Origin of the sequence: Bacillus sp. LUNF1, from assembly GCF_011008975.1 — a bacterium.
GTDB classification, from domain to species: domain Bacteria; phylum Bacillota; class Bacilli; order Bacillales; family Bacillaceae; genus Bacillus; species Bacillus velezensis.
This window is the reverse complement of the sequence record NZ_CP048876.1, coordinates 3,811,971-3,827,734: the sequence shown is the minus strand read 5'-3', so window position 1 is coordinate 3,827,734 and position 15,764 is coordinate 3,811,971. Positions and strand designations below refer to the sequence as shown.

Below are 15,764 nucleotides of genomic sequence, written 5' to 3'. Positions count from 1 at the left end.
ATGACTGTGCCGCTTTTTTTATTTTTTATTTTCTTCAGCCCGTTTGATCAGCATGTCGGTGATGATATCCATCTGTTTGCTGACGGCAATCGGGTCATACGGATAGAAGGTGTTGAAATCGTTAATAAAGACACGATTGTGTTTTACGGCATCGAGATTTTTCCAAACGGATGAATCTTTCAGACGCTCAAATGTGTTGCTTTCTCCATTCGGATTGTAATCGGTAATGAACATATAATCAGCCGCATATTGAGGGATGACCTCTTGGGAAACCTGTTTCATGGCGCCCGTTTTCATGATGTTTTTTTCAATTTTGGCCGGCGCTTTCAATCCGAGCGCGTTATAAACGGCTTGGCCGCCGCGGCCGGAATTGTCATTGAAAACCCAGATCTCGCCTTTATCCGTCGTTTCATAAAGGCCGACTGTCTCGTCTTTGCCGATCACGTTTTTGAGGCGCTTTTGATTCGCTTCGGCTTTTTTGTTGAAGTCTGCCATAAAGCTTTTGGCTTTATCCTTCGCTCCGGCAATGTCGCCGAATAGGCTGACCGTATCTTTCGTATTCTTTGCGGTGTTAAAAGGAATGACAATCGTCGGCGCGATTTTTGATAGTTTCTCGTATTGGTCTTCCTTCATCAGCACGATTAAATCAGGCTTCAGCTGCATCACTTTCTCCACATTGACGGGATTGCCGATGTCAGTAATGTTTTTCAGCTGTTTTTTGATAAACGGATTTTTGAAAGTCCATGAGCCCGCCCCGACGACATTTGCGTCAACGGACAGCAGCTCACCTGCATAAAAGTCAGTGACGATCCGTTTCGGATGTGCGGGTATGTCAATATTTCCTTTTGTTGATTCATATGTACGCATGTCTGTCTTTCCTTTGCCTGATGCCGATCCGTTGTTCTCCTTCGCGCCGCTGCAAGCGCTTAATGCGAAAACAAGCAGAAGTGCCAGGCCGATCAGCCATGATTGTTTCTTCATAATGATCCCCCTATTTCAGTGATAATGATTATCATTATTAATATAGCAGGAAGTCGTCATTCCGTCTATGTTTTTTATAGAAAACCTTCCTTGATTATCCATGTTATAGTAGTAAAGGAGGAATGAATGTTGATTACGAAAAGAGGGATTTGGTGGGAAGTGCTGCACAGCTGGTGGCTGCTGCTGACTTTTGCGCCGTTTGCGCTGACCGCTTTCTTGGCCTTTTTCTATATCGGCTACCGGGCCAAGAACAAAAAATGGCTGAAATACGGACTTATCTATTTTATTAGCAATTGCTTTTGTGCTGCCGAGCACGCCGGGCGTGTATATCGTGCTGCCTTTATGGATCATCTCCATTATCCACGGGCTGAAAGTGCGGGCGGCTTATTTAATACAGCTTGATGTGTTTAAACAAAACGTCGAAGCAAGAGCGTTTGAAGCGGTAAGGCATGAGGCTGAAGCAAAATTCGGCGGAAAACCCGCTCATCGCATTGATCTGACAAAACAGAGATAAAAACAAATGACAAAGCCGGTATCTCGCGCTTTGTCATTTGCATGACCGGCCTATTGCTGGTATGAATGCTGCTGAAACGGTGTGTGATGCTGTGTTTGCGGGAATGAAGAAACATTAGTGTTCGCCATCGGTGCAGGCATGTGTCCGCTTACTTCCTGCTGAAGCTGATTGCACACATTTACGATTTGCTGGCATTTCTGAATGGCCCTTCATGCCCCTGCAGCGCTTGCTGAATGGTATGAACGGCATGCTGTTCATGGTTAAGCATCTGCTGAAGCATTTGAATGTTTTGCTGTTCCTGCTGGAGCATTTGCTTGTACTGCTGACTGCTTTGCTGTGTCTGCTGAATAAGCTGCTGTGCTGTTTGGCGGCATTGCTGCAGCTGATTTCCGCTGTATTGGTTTTGGTACATCATGAAGACCTCCCGGAGTGATTGATTTTACACATTTATCATGTGAAAGAATTGGAGAGGCATTCATGCAAGAAAAGGATTCAAATATTTACCTATTATGTACAGAGCGGAATACAAGGCTCGGGATGGCCTGTCGAGCTTTGTATTCCGGCCCTTTTTCTCAGAAGCCGCCTTCTGTAGCTTGAAAAGGAATATTGAGTCTGTTTTCGACTGCGCGCAGGCGCTGATTCAAACGGTTTAAGCGGCGGGTATGGATATCAATGGACTGGCTCAGCCGTCTGATCTGCTCATTCATACGCGTGATTTCCCGGTTTTGGCGCTGGTCTTCATTTGAGAGGCGGGTGAGCTCTCTCGATTGCTGGGCGTTTTGTCTTTCAAGCTGGGCGACTCTCCGTTCTAAAGCCGTCGGCTGCCGCTCTTCGGACTGAGGGGGCGCATAATAATAGCTTTCCTGCTGCTGATACGGCTCATACTCAACGCGGTTCACTTCGTATTCCTGCTGCTGAGGGAAATAGGCAGTCGGGGTGTAGTACTGATATGGGTTCATTCATCATTCTCCTTATCTAGTGAAGTCTTTATACACTATGTAGTCAATTGCACAGTGCCACGGCATCCGCCTAACTTACAGACGTAAAAAAAGCTTCAAAGGAAGGTGATCATGTTGCGGAACATACGGATTTTCATCATGACGGTTCTTGTTTTCGGATGCGTCATGATAACAGGCTGCTCGCAAAAGAAAGCAGACGATACCCCTTTTTATTACGGGACATGGGATGCGGGGCTGAAACCGGGCCCGATGGACGGGGTCAGATCTGAAACCGTCACGTTTACGAAAGACAGCGTGCTGACAAAGCAGGTCATTAAAGGCCGCGGCGAGGTTCCCATGCCCTCGGATGTGTACAAGGTGATCTCACAAAACACGGACGGAACGATCGAGATTGAATACCTCGGACATCCGCACCCCGTCAAAAGCACGTTGAAAAGAGGAAAAAACGGTACGCTCATTTGGAAGATATACGGAGAAACAAAAACAATGACAAGAATAAAAACCGGCGGGGAGGATGCACATGAGAAATAAGGCTGCCGACAGACTCGTTTTGACGGGTGTCATCGTACATATCATTCAATGGTTTTCACTGTTATGGTTATTTTTTATGCTTTTTGATCAGTTCGGGCGTTTTACCATTTACAATCCCAATGTCGTCAACGGCAGCATGCAGTCTTTTTCATTCTTTGATATGATGCGCGCTCTTCTGTTTTCCGGCACGCTGCGGAATACGCTTCTGCTGTTTCTGTTTGCGGCAATGCTCATTTACTTGTGGGTGAACGCTCTGTTTATCCTGCTGGAAATCGTTTCTTATATCATGATCAGGCGGAACAGCCGTTCATTATGGGCATACTTTCCCGCAGCGATGGGAATAAAGCTTGCCCTTCTGGACATAGCGGCCGTCCCTTTCTTTGCGGCGGGGCTGATGCTCTTGAAGCAGAAAACAGATGACGGCGGCGAACAAGCTGACAAGGGGAAAAGACGGCCCCGCATCCGGAGGCAGGCCCGGTATACGAAGAGAAGGCGGAGAAACTCGTCCGTTTGATTTTTCATTGAAACGAAAAAACGATATGATGAAAGCATAAGAAGAAAAGGATACAAAGGAGATGCAGGATGTACAAGTTAATCGCAATAGATATGGACGGAACACTACTAAACGATCATCATGAAGTGACGGCTGAAGTCCGCGGGGCGCTTGATGCCGCCAAAGCGGAAGGGGTCAATATCGTCCTGTGCACGGGCCGGCCGATCGGCGGCGTGCGTCGGTATTTGGAAGAGCTGAACTTACAGGAAGAAGGCGACTTTGTGATTGCCTATAACGGCGCACTCGTCCAAAATACGTATACAAACGGTGTCGTGGCCGAGCAGTCATTAGGTTATGAGGATTTGAAGTCGCTTTACGAGCTGAGCTTACAGCTGGATACTCCGATGCATTACTTTGACACAGCCAATCTGTACACGCCGAACCGGGATATCAGTGAATACACGGTATACGAATCATACATTACGAAAGTGCCGCTTCATTTCCGCACGATCGATGAAGTGCCGAAGGATATTCTGATTCCGAAAGTCATGTTCATTGACGATCCGGACAAGCTGGAGAAAGCGATCGCTTCCATTCCGGAATCATTCAAAGAAACATACACAATGGTCAAAAGTGCGCCATTCTTCCATGAGATTCTTCACCCGAAAGTCAGTAAAGGAAACGCGGTTAAGCTGCTGGCCGAAAAACTCGGCATTGAACAGAAAGACGTCATGGCAATCGGCGATAACGGCAACGACATGTCCATGATTCAGTGGGCCGGCTGCGGTGTGGCAATGGCCAATGCCATCCCGGAAGTAAGGGAGATTGCCGATTTTGAAACAAAATCAAATAACGAACACGGCGTGGCGCATGCGATTCAGGAGCTTGTGCTGAAAAAATAGGCACCCCATGAGAGGGTGCTTTTTTACCGCGTGTTTTGGTGATATGATAAGCGGAGAGGGGAGGCGCGACATGGATCGTGAAAAACAGCAGCTCAGCATAGAAGCGGCAAAACTATATTATCAATCAGATTACAGCCAGCAGCAGATCGCCGAACGGCTTAATCTGTCACGCCCTACCGTTTCAAGGCTGCTTCAGTACGCAAAGGAAAAAGGGTATGTGCAAATTCGCGTCATGGACCCATTTGAGGATCTGGACGAACTCGGCGCGAAGCTGGAAGAAAAATACGGGCTGCTTGAGGCGCACGTCGTCTTTTCTCCAAGCGACGATTACCAGGCCATTACACATTACTTAAGCCGCTATGGCGCAGACTATATGCATAAAACCGTAAAGGACGGCGATATACTCGGCGTAAGCTGGGGGACGACGATGTACCAGATCGCAAGCCGCATGGAGCCGAAGCAGGTAAAGAGCGTTGAAGTTGTGCAGTTGAAAGGCGGCATCAGTCATTCCAATGTCAATACGTATTCGTCAGAAACGATTCAGCTGTTCGCCGAAGCATTTCAGACGATGCCGAGGTATTTGCCGCTGCCGGTTATATTTGACAGCGCCGATGTGAAACAGATGGTCGATCGGGACAGACATATTAAGCGGATCATTGAAATGGGCAGACAAGCTAATATCGCCCTGTTTACGGTCGGAACCGTCCGGGATGAGGCGCTGCTTTTCAGACTCGGCTATTTCCGGGAAGAAGAGAAACAATTACTGAAAGCACGCGGAGTCGGCGATATTTGTTCGCGCTTTTTTGACGCGGAAGGCAGGATTTGCAGCAGCAGCATTAACGGCCGGACGATCGGAGTCGAGCTCAGCGACTTGAAAATGAAAGAGCGTTCGATTCTGGTGGCGGGCGGCAGCAGAAAATGCAAGGCCATTCACGGTGCCCTGAGAGGAAAGTACGCCAACGTTTTGATTACCGATCAGCATACGGCCAAAAAACTCATTCAAGAATTGTGACAATTCATGAACATAATTTCAATTACCAATTTACATATGTTCAAAATTCGGTTATTCTAAACGTATCCTAGGAAAAAGGAAGTGCATACAATGTCAATTGCAAGTCAAATAGACCATACTGCTTTGAAACCGCATACACAAAAAGCAGATATTTTACAACTGATAAAAGAAGCAAAAGAATATAAATTCGCTTCCGTTTGTGTAAACCCAACTTGGGTCAAACTCGCAGCGGAGGAACTGAAGGGCACGGGAGTTGACGTTTGCACCGTTATCGGATTTCCTCTCGGCGCAACGACATCGGAAACAAAAGCATTTGAAACGAAGGATGCCATCTCAAAAGGAGCCACTGAGGTTGACATGGTCATCAATATCGGCGCATTAAAAGACGGCGATGATGAAGTGGTTGAAGCTGATATCCGCGCGGTAGTTGAAGCAGCTGATAAAAAAGCGCTCGTCAAAGTGATCATCGAAACATGCCTTTTGACAGATGAAGAAAAAGAGCGCGCGTGCCGCTTAGCGGTATCAGCAGGCGCCGATTTCGTCAAAACGTCTACCGGTTTTTCTACAGGCGGGGCAACGGCTGAAGATATCGCTCTTATGAGAAAAACAGTCGGACCGGACATCGGGGTCAAAGCATCAGGCGGCATCAGAACAAAAGCTGATGTTGACAGCATGATCGCTGCGGGCGCGAGCCGGATCGGCGCAAGTGCGGGCGTCTCTATCGTGAGCGGCGGAGACAGCGGCAGCAGCGACTATTAATCAGCAGTGCGGAAGCTGAAAGCTTCCGCCATCCTCTTTCTTTGTTGATGCATAAAAAATTGTAAGCGAATACAAATAAAAGGAGAACACATATGAAGTATCTCATCGGAATTATCGGAATCATTGTGTTTTTAGGTCTTGCCTGGCTTGCCAGCAACGGCAAAAAAAGAATCAGAATCCGGCCGATCGCCGTCATGCTCGTGCTGCAGCTGATTCTCGGTTATATTCTCCTCAACACCGGTATCGGGAATTTTCTTGTCGGCGGTTTTGCAAAAGGATTTAACTACTTGCTGGAATATGCATCAGAAGGGATTAACTTTGTATTCGGCGGGCTTGTGAATGCGAAACAGACGACGTTCTTCATGAGCGTGCTTCTGCCGATCGTTTTTATATCCGCTTTAATCGGAATTCTGCAGCACTGGAAGGTCCTCCCCTTCATCACGAAGTATATCGGTCTTGCGTTAAGCAAGGTGAACGGAATGGGGAAAATCGAATCTTACAACGCTGTCGCATCTGCGATTTTAGGGCAATCAGAAGTCTTTATCAGTTTGAAAAAACAGCTCGGTTATCTTACTGAACAGCGCTTATATACGCTTTGCGCGTCCGCAATGTCGACGGTCTCAATGTCGATCGTCGGTTCTTACATGATGATGCTGAAGCCTGAATACGTCGTGACGGCGCTTGTGCTGAACTTATTCGGCGGATTTATCATCGCTTCTATCATCAACCCGTACACCGTCAGCAAAGAAGAGGATTTGATCGTCGTTCCTGAAGAAGAAAAGCAATCCTTTTTTGAAGTGCTCGGTGAGTATATAATGGATGGATTCAGAGTCGCCGTCGTCGTAGCGGCGATGCTGATCGGATTTGTTGCACTCATTGCCCTGGTCAACGGCGTTTTTAACGCGGTCTTCGGCATTACATTCCAGGCGCTGCTCGGATATGTATTCGCGCCGTTTGCGTTTTTAACCGGTATTCCGTGGAATGAAGCGGTGAGCGCCGGAAGCATTATGGCGACGAAAATGGTATCGAATGAATTTGTGGCGATGCAGACACTCTCATCCGGCGATTTCCATTTCAGTGCGCATACACAGGCAGTGGTATCTGTATTCCTTGTCTCATTCGCGAATTTCTCCTCTATCGGGATCATTACCGGTGCGGTGAAAGGGCTGCATGAAAAACAAGGAAACGTCGTCGCGCGGTTCGGGCTGAAGCTGCTGTACGGCGCAACGCTCGTCAGCTTCCTGACAGCGGCGATCGTCGGATTGATTCACTGAACATAAATGAAGGACAGGTGATAGATCATGAGAATGGTAGATCTTATTGTAAAAAAACAAAATGGAAAAGAACTGACAACAGAAGAAATTCAATTTTTCGTAAAAGGATACACGGACGGAAGCATCCCTGATTATCAGGCAAGCGCGCTGGCTATGGCGATTTACTTTCAGGATATGACGGATCAGGAGCGCGCCGATCTGACAATGGCGATGGTGAATTCAGGGGAAACGATTGATCTTTCCGCCATTGAAGGCATTAAGGTCGACAAGCACTCTACGGGCGGGGTCGGCGACACGACAACTCTCGTACTCGCACCGCTCGTCGCGGCGCTCGGCGTTCCCGTTGCTAAAATGTCCGGCCGCGGTCTTGGCCATACGGGGGGAACCATTGATAAGCTGGAAGCGATCGAAGGCTTCCACGTGGAATTGTCAAAAGATGAATTCATCAAGCTTGTGAACCGCGACAAAGTAGCGGTCATCGGACAAAGCGGCAATTTGACGCCTGCCGATAAAAAGCTGTATGCGCTGCGTGATGTAACGGGTACGGTGAACTCCATCCCGCTGATCGCAAGCTCAATTATGAGTAAAAAAATCGCAGCCGGAGCAGATGCCATCGTGCTTGACGTCAAAACGGGCGCCGGCGCGTTTATGAAAACGGATGAAGACGCCGTGAACCTCGCCAAAGCAATGGTCCGCATCGGAAACAACGTCGGCCGCCAGACGATGGCCGTGATTTCTGACATGTCGCAGCCGCTCGGTTTTGCGATCGGGAATGCTCTGGAAGTACAAGAAGCCATTGATACGTTAAGAGGGGAAGGGCCTGAAGACTTAAACGAACTCGTCCTCACGCTCGGCAGCCAAATGGTCGTATTGGCGAAAAAAGCCGAGACATTGGAAGAAGCGAGAACGAAGCTGCAGGAAGTCATGAAAAACGGCAAAGCGCTTGAAAAGTTCAAAGAGTTCCTGAGCAATCAGGGAGGAGACGCTTCTGTCGTTGACGATCCGTCCAAACTTCCGCAGGCGGCGTACAAAATTGACGTTCCGGCGAAAGAAGCGGGTGTCGTTTCAGAAATCGTCGCCGACGAAATCGGCGTCGCAGCGATGCTGTTAGGCGCGGGACGTGCGACAAAAGAGGACGAAATCGATCTTGCCGTCGGCATTATGCTCCGCAAAAAAGTCGGTGACAACGTCGAAAAAGGCGAGCCGCTCGTCACCCTTTACGCCAACCGCGAAAACGTTGATGACGTGACCGCCAAAGTCTATGACAACATCCGCATCTCAGAAAAAGCGGAAGCGCCGAAACTGATTCATACGCTGATTACGGAATAAGAGAAGAAAGGCACATACCTCATCAGTATGTGCCTTTTTTTATGGCATGGTTTTATCCAAATGAATGTCACGGACGGATTGTTTCGGCTGTTTCTTTCTCAAAAAACGAATGAGATAGCACAGGATCATACAAGGAATTCCGCAGAAGAGGGCGATTCTTTGATTGGGATCAAATGCAAGGCCTACGCATGAAGCGAAACATAAGATCACAGCGGCGATCGGAACGAGAGGGTATAACGGTGTGCGGAAGGTCAGATCCGAGACGCGTCCGCCATTTTTTACATAATGTTTTCGAAATAACAGCTGAGACAGGGCGATACTCATCCACACCACGACGCCGGCAAATCCGGCTATTGCCACAAGCACCACGTAGACCGTGCCCGGGGCGGCGATGCTTGAGATCAAGGATATGCAGGATACGGCCATGCTGGCGAGCAGAGCATTCAGCGGAATGCCTTTCGACGTGATTTTTTTGAACCGGGCGCTGATCATGTTTTCATTCGCCAGAGACCACAGCATCCGGGTGGAAGCATACAGTCCGGAGTTGGCGACAGAAAGCAAAGCCGTTAAAATCACGAAGTTCATGATATCTGCGGCGTATGGGATACCGATTTGGGAAAAGACCGCGACAAACGGACTTTCAATCACACCGGCTTCCTTCCAGGAGATCAGTCCGGACAGCACAAAAATGGCGCCGATAAAAAAGATAACCGTTCTCCAGGCGACATTCCGGATCGAACGCGGAATATCTTTTGCCGGATTGGCGGTTTCACCCGCCGTAATTCCGATCAGCTCCGTCCCTGAAAAGGCGAAGCTTACGGAAATCATTGCGATGAAAACCGCAAGAAAGCCGTTCGGAAACAGTCCGCCGTTTGAGGTGAAATTCGACAGCATTGGAGCTTCACTCGAACCGTGCAATGAAATCAAACCGAACATCGCGGCGCCGCCTAAGATGATAAATAAAAGGATGGTGACGATTTTGACGCTGGAAAACCAAAACTCTGTTTCTGCAAACAATTTAACGGAGAATGCATTGGCGGCAAAAAGGAGAGCCGCGAAAATCGCGCTCCACATCCAGACGCTGCTGTGGGGAAACCAGCGCTGCATAAGGATACCGGAAGCTGTAAACTCCGATCCTACCGTCACCACCCAATTCACCCAATACATGATACCGACCATAAAACCTGTGGACGGTCCGATAAACGTTGTCGCATACGTTTGAAATGAACCGGTCACAGGCATGGCTACTGACAATTCTCCGAGACACTGCATGACAAGATACATCATCAAGCCGCCGATCAGGTAAGCGGCGATCGTCCCGCCCGGCCCGGCCTGGCTCAATGTATACCCTGTGCTCAAAAACAGCCCCGTGCCGATGACTCCTCCCAATGAAATCATAAATAAGTGCCTGCTTTTCATCGTGCGCTTTAGTTGATTGCCGCCTTGATCAACATCCATCGTGATCTCCCCCTTTTTGCGTGGCGTGAGAATCTTCCGGCAGCAGAGAGCACGCGTGCCGGAATTGACTTTAACGTGACAATTTAAATCCCTTTAATGCATGTAAAATGACGTGTGCGGCTGCCCGGCTTGTCATATCGCGAAAATCAAGTGTCGGATCAACCTCAACGATCTCAATACCCGAGATGTCAGCCTCCTGGGCTAAAAACCTGACCGCCTGAAGCAGTTCTTCGGTATACAGACCTCCGGGGCCGATCGCGGGGCAGCCGGGCGCATGAGCTTGATCCAGCACATCCATATCAACCGAAATAAAAATGGTGTCGGTTCTTTTTTGAACGGCCGGCAAGACCTCTTGTATCGTTCGGAGGAGCCCTTTCTCCCGGATCATCTCCATTGTATACACTTCTGCCTGCCGCTCTTTTACATATTGTTCATATGCCAAGCTGTTGCTGAACTCCCTGATTCCAAGCTGAATCAGGTTTTGTCCGCTTATGATATTTTCATCTAACAGCCGGCGGAATGGCGTGCCGTTTGTCGGCCCTCCGTCTTTTGTGTTGCGGACATCGTGGTGGGCGTCGAATTGAAAGACGGCCGTTGTTCCTTTCGTTTCCGCAATGGCTTTAATGGTGGAATAACTGATGGAGTTGTCGCCGCCGAGAATGACGGGCACCCAGTCAGGCTGGTCCGTCAGAATGTCATGAATGGTCCGATAAATGTGTTCGTGAGATTTAACGACATCCGTGACATGAATCTGAATATCACCGATATCGTACAGATGGTCAATGACATGCTCCCGCAGCTCTGCGGAATATGCGGAAATCCCGCCGAGCGCCCGGCGGATCGCACCGGGGGCAAAGCAGGCACCGGAATGGCTGATTGACGACTTAGAAAGCGGAACGCCGATCAAAGCCGGCCCTTTGATCGTTTGTCCCGCCCACGCTTCCGTCACATCGCCGATCCTTGTCACATGGCGGTCGTTGAAGAGGGAGCCGGCTTTTTGCAGAAACGGATACTTATCCAAGAGCGGCTCCCTCCCTTGAAACGACCGTCTTTCCGTTCTTGATGACACGGTGTACATGATTGACGCCGTAATGATACGGGATATACATGTAATTCGGCGCTTCCCAAATGACAATGTCAGCCGCCCGTCCGGCTTTAATTTGTCCGGCCTCTTCGCCTTTTCCGATCGCATACGCGGCATTAACGGTGACAGCGTGCCAGATTTCTTCTGCGGTCATTTTTAAATGAAGCGCGGCAATCGACATGATGAGCTGGAGATTTTCCGTCGGTGAGCTGCCCGGGTTGAAGTCAGTCGCCAAACTGACCCGTACGCCCGCATCAATCATCTCCCGGGCTCTCGCATAAGTGTGTTTGCCGAGATAGAAAGTCGTGCCCGGCAGCAGGACAGCGATCGTTCCGGACTCCGCTAGCTTTTCGATGCCTTCGTCAGACGCCCCCACCAAATGATCGGCAGAAACAGCATGCAGCTCTGCCGCCAATTCCGCGCCGCCGAGCGGGTCAATCTCATCAGCATGGATTTTCAGGCCGAAACCAGCTTCAGCCGCCTTTTTCAGGTAGTCCCGTGACTGGCTGACGGTAAAGACGCCTGTTTCTGTGAAAATATCGGCAAATTGCGCGAGGCCTTTTTCTTTTATTTCAGGCAAAAGCTGCAGCATGCGATTCAGAAATTCGTCAGGGCTGTTACGGTACTCAGGCGGAATGGCGTGTGCCCCCATAAAGGTCGTGACAAGGTCGATCGGCTGGCGCCCGCCCAGTTTTTTCGCTGCGGTCAGCTGTTTCAGCTCCGTGTCTTTGTCGAGTCCGTACCCGCTTTTTACTTCCGCGGTCGTGATGCCGTATGACAGCATGCGTCCGAGGTGGAAAAGCCCTTTTTCAATCAGTTCTTCTTCGGAAGCGGCTTTCGTGTCTTTGACCGTTGACAAAATACCGCCGCCTTGCGCCAGAATATCCAAGTAGGACATGCCCTGAATTTTTAAATTCAGTTCTTTTTCCCGGGACCCCCCGAATACAAGATGGGTATGGGGATCGACGAGGCCGGGGGTGACGAGCCGTCCCCCGCAGTCGATGATGTCTCGTGCCTCGTATCCTTCCTCCGCTCCTTGATGTCCGGCAAAAACAATGCGCCCGTCGTGAATGCCGATGACGGCATCTTCCGTGACACGAAGATCTTGCATGCTTCCGCCTGATCGGGGGCCGCCGGATTCCATCGTCAGCAGCTGGCCGATGTTGGTGAGTATGGTATCTATTTGTTTCGGCATGTTACCGCTCCTTTTTCATCGGTATCATAATGTCTTGTTCCTCGGCGACTTGAGCCGCTTTTTCATAACCTGCGTCCGCATGGCGGATGATGCCCATTCCCGGATCGCTTGTCAGAACGCGGGAAAGCCGCTGTTCCGCAAGGATGCTGCCGTCAGCGACCGCGACCATTCCCGCGTGAAGGGAATACCCCATGCCGACGCCCCCGCCGTGGTGAAAAGAAACCCAGCTTGCGCCTGAGGCCGTGTTGATCAGCGCGTTCAGCACCGCCCAATCGCCGACCGCGTCGCTTCCGTCTTTCATCGCTTCTGTTTCCCGATTCGGAGAGGCGACAGATCCGCAGTCTAAATGGTCTCTTCCGATGACGATCGGGGCTTTCAGCTCGCCGTTTCTGACCAATTCATTGATGGCGAGCCCCATCTTTTCCCGTTCACCGTAGCCGAGCCAGCAAATACGGGACGGCAGGCCTTGGAATGTGACTTTTTTCTGCGCCATGTCAATCCAGCGGTGAAGGGCTTGATTTTCTGGAAACAGCTCTTTTAATAAAGCGTCCGTGCGGTATATATCTTCAGGGTCTCCCGACAGCGCAGCCCAGCGGAACGGCCCTTTTCCTTCACAAAATAACGGCCGGATGTAGGCGGGAACGAATCCCGGGAAATCAAAAGCATCGGCGAGCCCCTCATCTTTGGCAGCTTGGCGGATATTGTTGCCGTAATCAAAGACGATAGCCCCTTTTTTCTTGAAGGCGAGCATGGCTTCCACATGCTTTTTCATACTCTGCTTGGAAAGCCTTACGTATAATTCAGGCTGATCCCGGCGCAGGCAGTCGGCCTCTTCAAGTGAGTATCCTGCCGGAATATAGCCGATCAGCGGGTCGTGAGCGGAAGTCTGATCGGTTACGATGTCAATATGGACGCCGCGGTTCAAAAGCTCATGATGCACCTCAGCCGCATTGCCGAGAAGGCCGATTGATAAAGGTTCTCCGGCTTGTCTGGCTGCTTCGGCCCAGCGCAGCGCTTCGTCAATTGATGCGGTTTTACGGTCGCAATAGTTTGTTTCCATCCGTTTATCAATCCGTGTTTCATCCGCTTCAACGGCGATGACGACGCCGTCATTCATCGTGACGGACAGCGGCTGGGCGCCTCCCATTCCGCCAAGTCCGGCCGTCAGCGTTAGGGTTCCTTTCAGACTGCCGCCGAAATGCTGTCTCGCAAGCTCCGCAAAGGTTTCATAGGTGCCTTGCAAAATACCTTGTGAGCCGATATAAATCCAGCTGCCGGCCGTCATCTGCCCGTACATCATCAGCCCTTTTTTCTCAAGGTCATGGAAATGCTCCCAATCCGCCCATTTCGGCACGAGAACCGAATTAGCCAGCAGGACGCGGGGCGCGCGGCTGTGCGTGCGGAACAGTCCGACCGGTTTTCCGGATTGAATCAGCAGTGTTTCATCATCTTTTAACGTTTTGAGGGAGCGCTCAATCGCGTGAAAAGCATCCCAGTTTCGCGCGGCCTTGCCTATGCCGCCGTATACGATCAATTCCTCCGGCTTTTCGGCAACCTCCGGGTCAAGGTTGTTTCGGAGCATGCGGAGCACGGCTTCCTGCTCCCATCCTAAGCATTCAAGTTCGGTGCCGCGGCCGGCGCGGATTGATTTCTTTACATCAGTCATCTTGTAAGTCCCCCTTCATTGGTCATCAGTTTTTGGTGATGCTCATTCGGCAGAAAAGACTCCTTCTTCAGCCAGTCACTCAGATGCTCGATGTCATAAGAAAACACGCGGTCTTCTTGTATGGACGGCACGATGTTTCTCATTTCGTGATAGAGCTGTTTTGTGTACGAGGCGCAATGTTCCGCACCCCGGTATTCCACGGCCTGCAGCGCGCAAATGGCTTCAACGGCAAGCACCCGTCTCGTATTCGCAATGATCTGGTAGGCGTGCCTTGAGGCGATGGTTCCCATGCTGACGTGATCCTCCTGGTTTGCCGATGAAGGAATTGAATCGACACTGGCGGGATGGGCCAGGGTTTTATTTTCTGACACGAGGGAGGCCGCCGCATATTGCATGATCATCGCTCCGGATTGTAAGCCGGGCTGAGGGCTCAGAAAGGGCGGCAGGTCATTCAGCTGCGGATTCACAAGCCGTTCGATACGGCGTTCAGAAATATTCGCAAGTTCGGCCGCCGCCACTTTGAGAAAATCCATGGCAAAGGCGATCGGCTGTCCGTGAAAGTTTCCGCCTGAGATGATTTTGGCGCCGTCTTCGAAAATGAGCGGGTTATCTGTCGCGGCATTCATCTCAATTTCTAATTTTTCTTTTACATACGCTAATGTCTGCCATGATGCGCCATGGACTTGAGGAATACAGCGGATTGAATAGGCGTCCTGGACACGCAGCTCCCCTTGGACGGTCGTCAGCTTGCTGTCTGACAAGTAATAGCGGATTCGCTCGGCGACATCCATCTGTTCCTGATAACCGCGGGCGGCATGAATGTCCTCGTCAAACGCATCGATAATGCCCTGAAGGCCTTCGATCGTTAAGCTCGCGATCCGTTCCGACTGATAGGCCAGCTTTTCGGCTTCGAGGTAAGCGATCAGCCCCATCGCGGTCATGGCCTGCGTTCCGTTGATCAGCGCGAGCCCTTCCTTAGAGGTCAGGACGGCCGGCTGAAGGTTTGTCTTTTCTAAAGCATGAGCTGTCGGCATCCGGGCCCCTTCGTAAAAGACTTCGCCTTGCCCGATAAGCGCCAGTGCGAGATGAGAAAGCGGCGCCAAATCTCCGCTCGCCCCCAGTGACCCTTGCTGCGGGATGACCGGGTGAATGCGATGATTGAGATACGCGAGCAGTTGATCAATCAGCTCAGTCCGCACGCCGGAAAAGCCTTTCAGCAGGGCATTGGCTCGCAAAAGCAGCATGGCCCGCGATACAGATTCCGGAAACGGATCACCGACGCCGCACGCGTGAGAAAGAATCAGATTCAGCTGCAGATCCGCGGCGTCTTCTTTTTGAATCAGCACATCGCTGAACTTGCCGAATCCCGTCGTAATCCCGTAAATGGTCTTCTCTTCTTGAACGATCCGTTCAACCGCCGCCCTGCTTTTTTTCACACGTTTCATGCTTTCGGCAGATGCTTGAACCTCTTCAAAATCAAACAGCACACGCTGGGCATCTGCGGTTGTCAGTGAGGAACCGTCTAACGTCACCATCATTTCAACCCCTTTTCCTTTACTTTGGTAAAGCGCCCATACAAAAAGGAGCTATGCCATGAAAATGATATT

At 50.4% G+C, this 15,764-nt stretch carries 14 protein-coding genes and 2 pseudogenes; 8 read left to right on the top strand and 8 right to left on the bottom strand.

The features are described from left to right. Positions 1–18: 18 nt before the first annotated feature. Positions 19–981, bottom strand: coding sequence for an iron-hydroxamate ABC transporter substrate-binding protein (locus G4O42_RS19030; RefSeq protein ID WP_032875568.1), 963 nt, complete (start codon positions 979–981; stop codon positions 19–21). Between the two features lie 126 nt (positions 982–1,107). On the opposite strand from G4O42_RS19030, the pseudogene G4O42_RS19025 reads away from it, so the two are divergent. Beyond that, a pseudogene (locus G4O42_RS19025) lies at positions 1,108–1,495 on the top strand (hypothetical protein). 50 nt (positions 1,496–1,545) lie between these two features. Here the strand turns inward: G4O42_RS19025 and G4O42_RS19020 are convergent. Together G4O42_RS19020 and G4O42_RS19015 are read right to left on the bottom strand one after the other, a co-directional pair. Continuing rightward, positions 1,546–1,907: pseudogene (locus tag G4O42_RS19020) on the bottom strand (hypothetical protein). Positions 1,908–2,067: 160 nt separating this feature from the next. Then, positions 2,068–2,454 (bottom strand): hypothetical protein, encoded by a 387-nt coding sequence (locus G4O42_RS19015; RefSeq protein ID WP_032875571.1) that lies wholly within the window; start codon positions 2,452–2,454, stop codon positions 2,068–2,070. Positions 2,455–2,565: 111 nt separating this feature from the next. Here G4O42_RS19015 and G4O42_RS19010 point away from each other — a divergent pair, with 111 nt between their 5' ends. The 7 genes from G4O42_RS19010 (at position 2,566) to G4O42_RS18980 (ending at position 8,754) form a co-directional block, all read left to right on the top strand. Beyond that, positions 2,566–2,985: a lipocalin family protein gene (locus tag G4O42_RS19010; RefSeq protein ID WP_032875574.1), complete on the top strand. Its 420-nt coding sequence runs from the start codon at positions 2,566–2,568 to the stop codon at positions 2,983–2,985. Then, a complete protein-coding gene (locus tag G4O42_RS19005) occupies positions 2,975–3,499 on the top strand; it encodes a hypothetical protein (protein WP_015240896.1) in 525 nt (174 codons plus the stop codon). The genes G4O42_RS19010 and G4O42_RS19005 overlap by 11 nt, the downstream gene beginning before the upstream one ends. 68 nt (positions 3,500–3,567) lie before the next feature. Further along, entirely contained in the window at positions 3,568–4,380 is an 813-nt protein-coding gene (gene yidA, locus G4O42_RS19000; protein WP_015240895.1) for a sugar-phosphatase, read from the top strand. Between the two features lie 70 nt (positions 4,381–4,450). Then, entirely contained in the window at positions 4,451–5,392 is a 942-nt protein-coding gene (locus G4O42_RS18995) for a DNA-binding transcriptional repressor DeoR (protein ID WP_032875578.1), read from the top strand. Positions 5,393–5,482: 90 nt separating this feature from the next. Next, positions 5,483–6,151 carry a deoxyribose-phosphate aldolase gene (gene deoC / locus G4O42_RS18990; protein ID WP_032875581.1) on the top strand — a complete coding sequence of 223 codons (669 nt, stop codon included), beginning with the start codon at positions 5,483–5,485 and terminating at the stop codon, positions 6,149–6,151. Positions 6,152–6,243: 92 nt separating this feature from the next. After that, a complete protein-coding gene (locus G4O42_RS18985) occupies positions 6,244–7,425 on the top strand; it encodes a NupC/NupG family nucleoside CNT transporter (RefSeq protein ID WP_004393280.1) in 1,182 nt (393 codons plus the stop codon). Between the two features lie 27 nt (positions 7,426–7,452). After that, the gene (locus tag G4O42_RS18980) at positions 7,453–8,754 is read left to right on the top strand and encodes a pyrimidine-nucleoside phosphorylase (protein ID WP_007614811.1); all 1,302 of its coding nucleotides are present in this window, start codon (positions 7,453–7,455) and stop codon (positions 8,752–8,754) included. A gap of 39 nt (positions 8,755–8,793) precedes the next feature. Here G4O42_RS18980 and G4O42_RS18975 read toward each other — a convergent pair whose 3' ends face one another. From G4O42_RS18975 to hutH, 5 genes are all read right to left on the bottom strand, one after another. Next, entirely contained in the window at positions 8,794–10,212 is a 1,419-nt protein-coding gene (locus G4O42_RS18975; protein ID WP_032875584.1) for an amino acid permease, read from the bottom strand. Positions 10,213–10,282: 70 nt separating this feature from the next. Next, positions 10,283–11,233 carry a formimidoylglutamase gene (gene hutG, locus G4O42_RS18970; protein ID WP_032875587.1) on the bottom strand — a complete coding sequence of 317 codons (951 nt, stop codon included), beginning with the start codon at positions 11,231–11,233 and terminating at the stop codon, positions 10,283–10,285. Then, complete coding sequence (hutI, locus tag G4O42_RS18965) at positions 11,226–12,491, bottom strand: imidazolonepropionase (protein WP_032875590.1); 1,266 nt, start codon at positions 12,489–12,491, stop codon at positions 11,226–11,228. Before hutI ends, hutG begins: the two co-directional genes overlap by 8 nt. A 1-nt stretch (position 12,492) precedes the next feature. Further along, positions 12,493–14,157 carry a urocanate hydratase gene (gene hutU, locus G4O42_RS18960; RefSeq protein ID WP_032875593.1) on the bottom strand — a complete coding sequence of 555 codons (1,665 nt, stop codon included), beginning with the start codon at positions 14,155–14,157 and terminating at the stop codon, positions 12,493–12,495. Further along, the gene (gene hutH / locus G4O42_RS18955) at positions 14,154–15,692 is read right to left on the bottom strand and encodes a histidine ammonia-lyase (RefSeq protein ID WP_032875596.1); all 1,539 of its coding nucleotides are present in this window, start codon (positions 15,690–15,692) and stop codon (positions 14,154–14,156) included. The genes hutU and hutH overlap by 4 nt, the downstream gene beginning before the upstream one ends. Between the last annotated feature and the right edge of the window lie 72 nt (positions 15,693–15,764).

Bases quoted from the DNA above. Each gene is read 5' to 3' on its own strand.
- G4O42_RS19030 (WP_032875568.1), bottom strand. From the start codon at position 981: ATGAAGAAACAATCATGGCTGATCGGCCTGGCACTTCTGCTTGTTTTC.
- G4O42_RS19015 (WP_032875571.1), bottom strand. From the start codon at position 2,454: ATGAACCCATATCAGTACTACACCCCGACTGCCTATTTCCCTCAGCAG.
- G4O42_RS19010 (WP_032875574.1), top strand. From the start codon at position 2,566: ATGTTGCGGAACATACGGATTTTCATCATGACGGTTCTTGTTTTCGGA.
- G4O42_RS19005 (WP_015240896.1), top strand. From the start codon at position 2,975: ATGAGAAATAAGGCTGCCGACAGACTCGTTTTGACGGGTGTCATCGTA.
- yidA (WP_015240895.1), top strand. From the start codon at position 3,568: ATGTACAAGTTAATCGCAATAGATATGGACGGAACACTACTAAACGAT.
- G4O42_RS18995 (WP_032875578.1), top strand. From the start codon at position 4,451: ATGGATCGTGAAAAACAGCAGCTCAGCATAGAAGCGGCAAAACTATAT.
- deoC (WP_032875581.1), top strand. From the start codon at position 5,483: ATGTCAATTGCAAGTCAAATAGACCATACTGCTTTGAAACCGCATACA.
- G4O42_RS18985 (WP_004393280.1), top strand. From the start codon at position 6,244: ATGAAGTATCTCATCGGAATTATCGGAATCATTGTGTTTTTAGGTCTT.
- G4O42_RS18980 (WP_007614811.1), top strand. From the start codon at position 7,453: ATGAGAATGGTAGATCTTATTGTAAAAAAACAAAATGGAAAAGAACTG.
- G4O42_RS18975 (WP_032875584.1), bottom strand. From the start codon at position 10,212: ATGGATGTTGATCAAGGCGGCAATCAACTAAAGCGCACGATGAAAAGC.
- hutI (WP_032875590.1), bottom strand. From the start codon at position 12,491: ATGCCGAAACAAATAGATACCATACTCACCAACATCGGCCAGCTGCTG.
- hutU (WP_032875593.1), bottom strand. From the start codon at position 14,157: ATGACTGATGTAAAGAAATCAATCCGCGCCGGCCGCGGCACCGAACTT.
- hutH (WP_032875596.1), bottom strand. From the start codon at position 15,692: ATGGTGACGTTAGACGGTTCCTCACTGACAACCGCAGATGCCCAGCGT.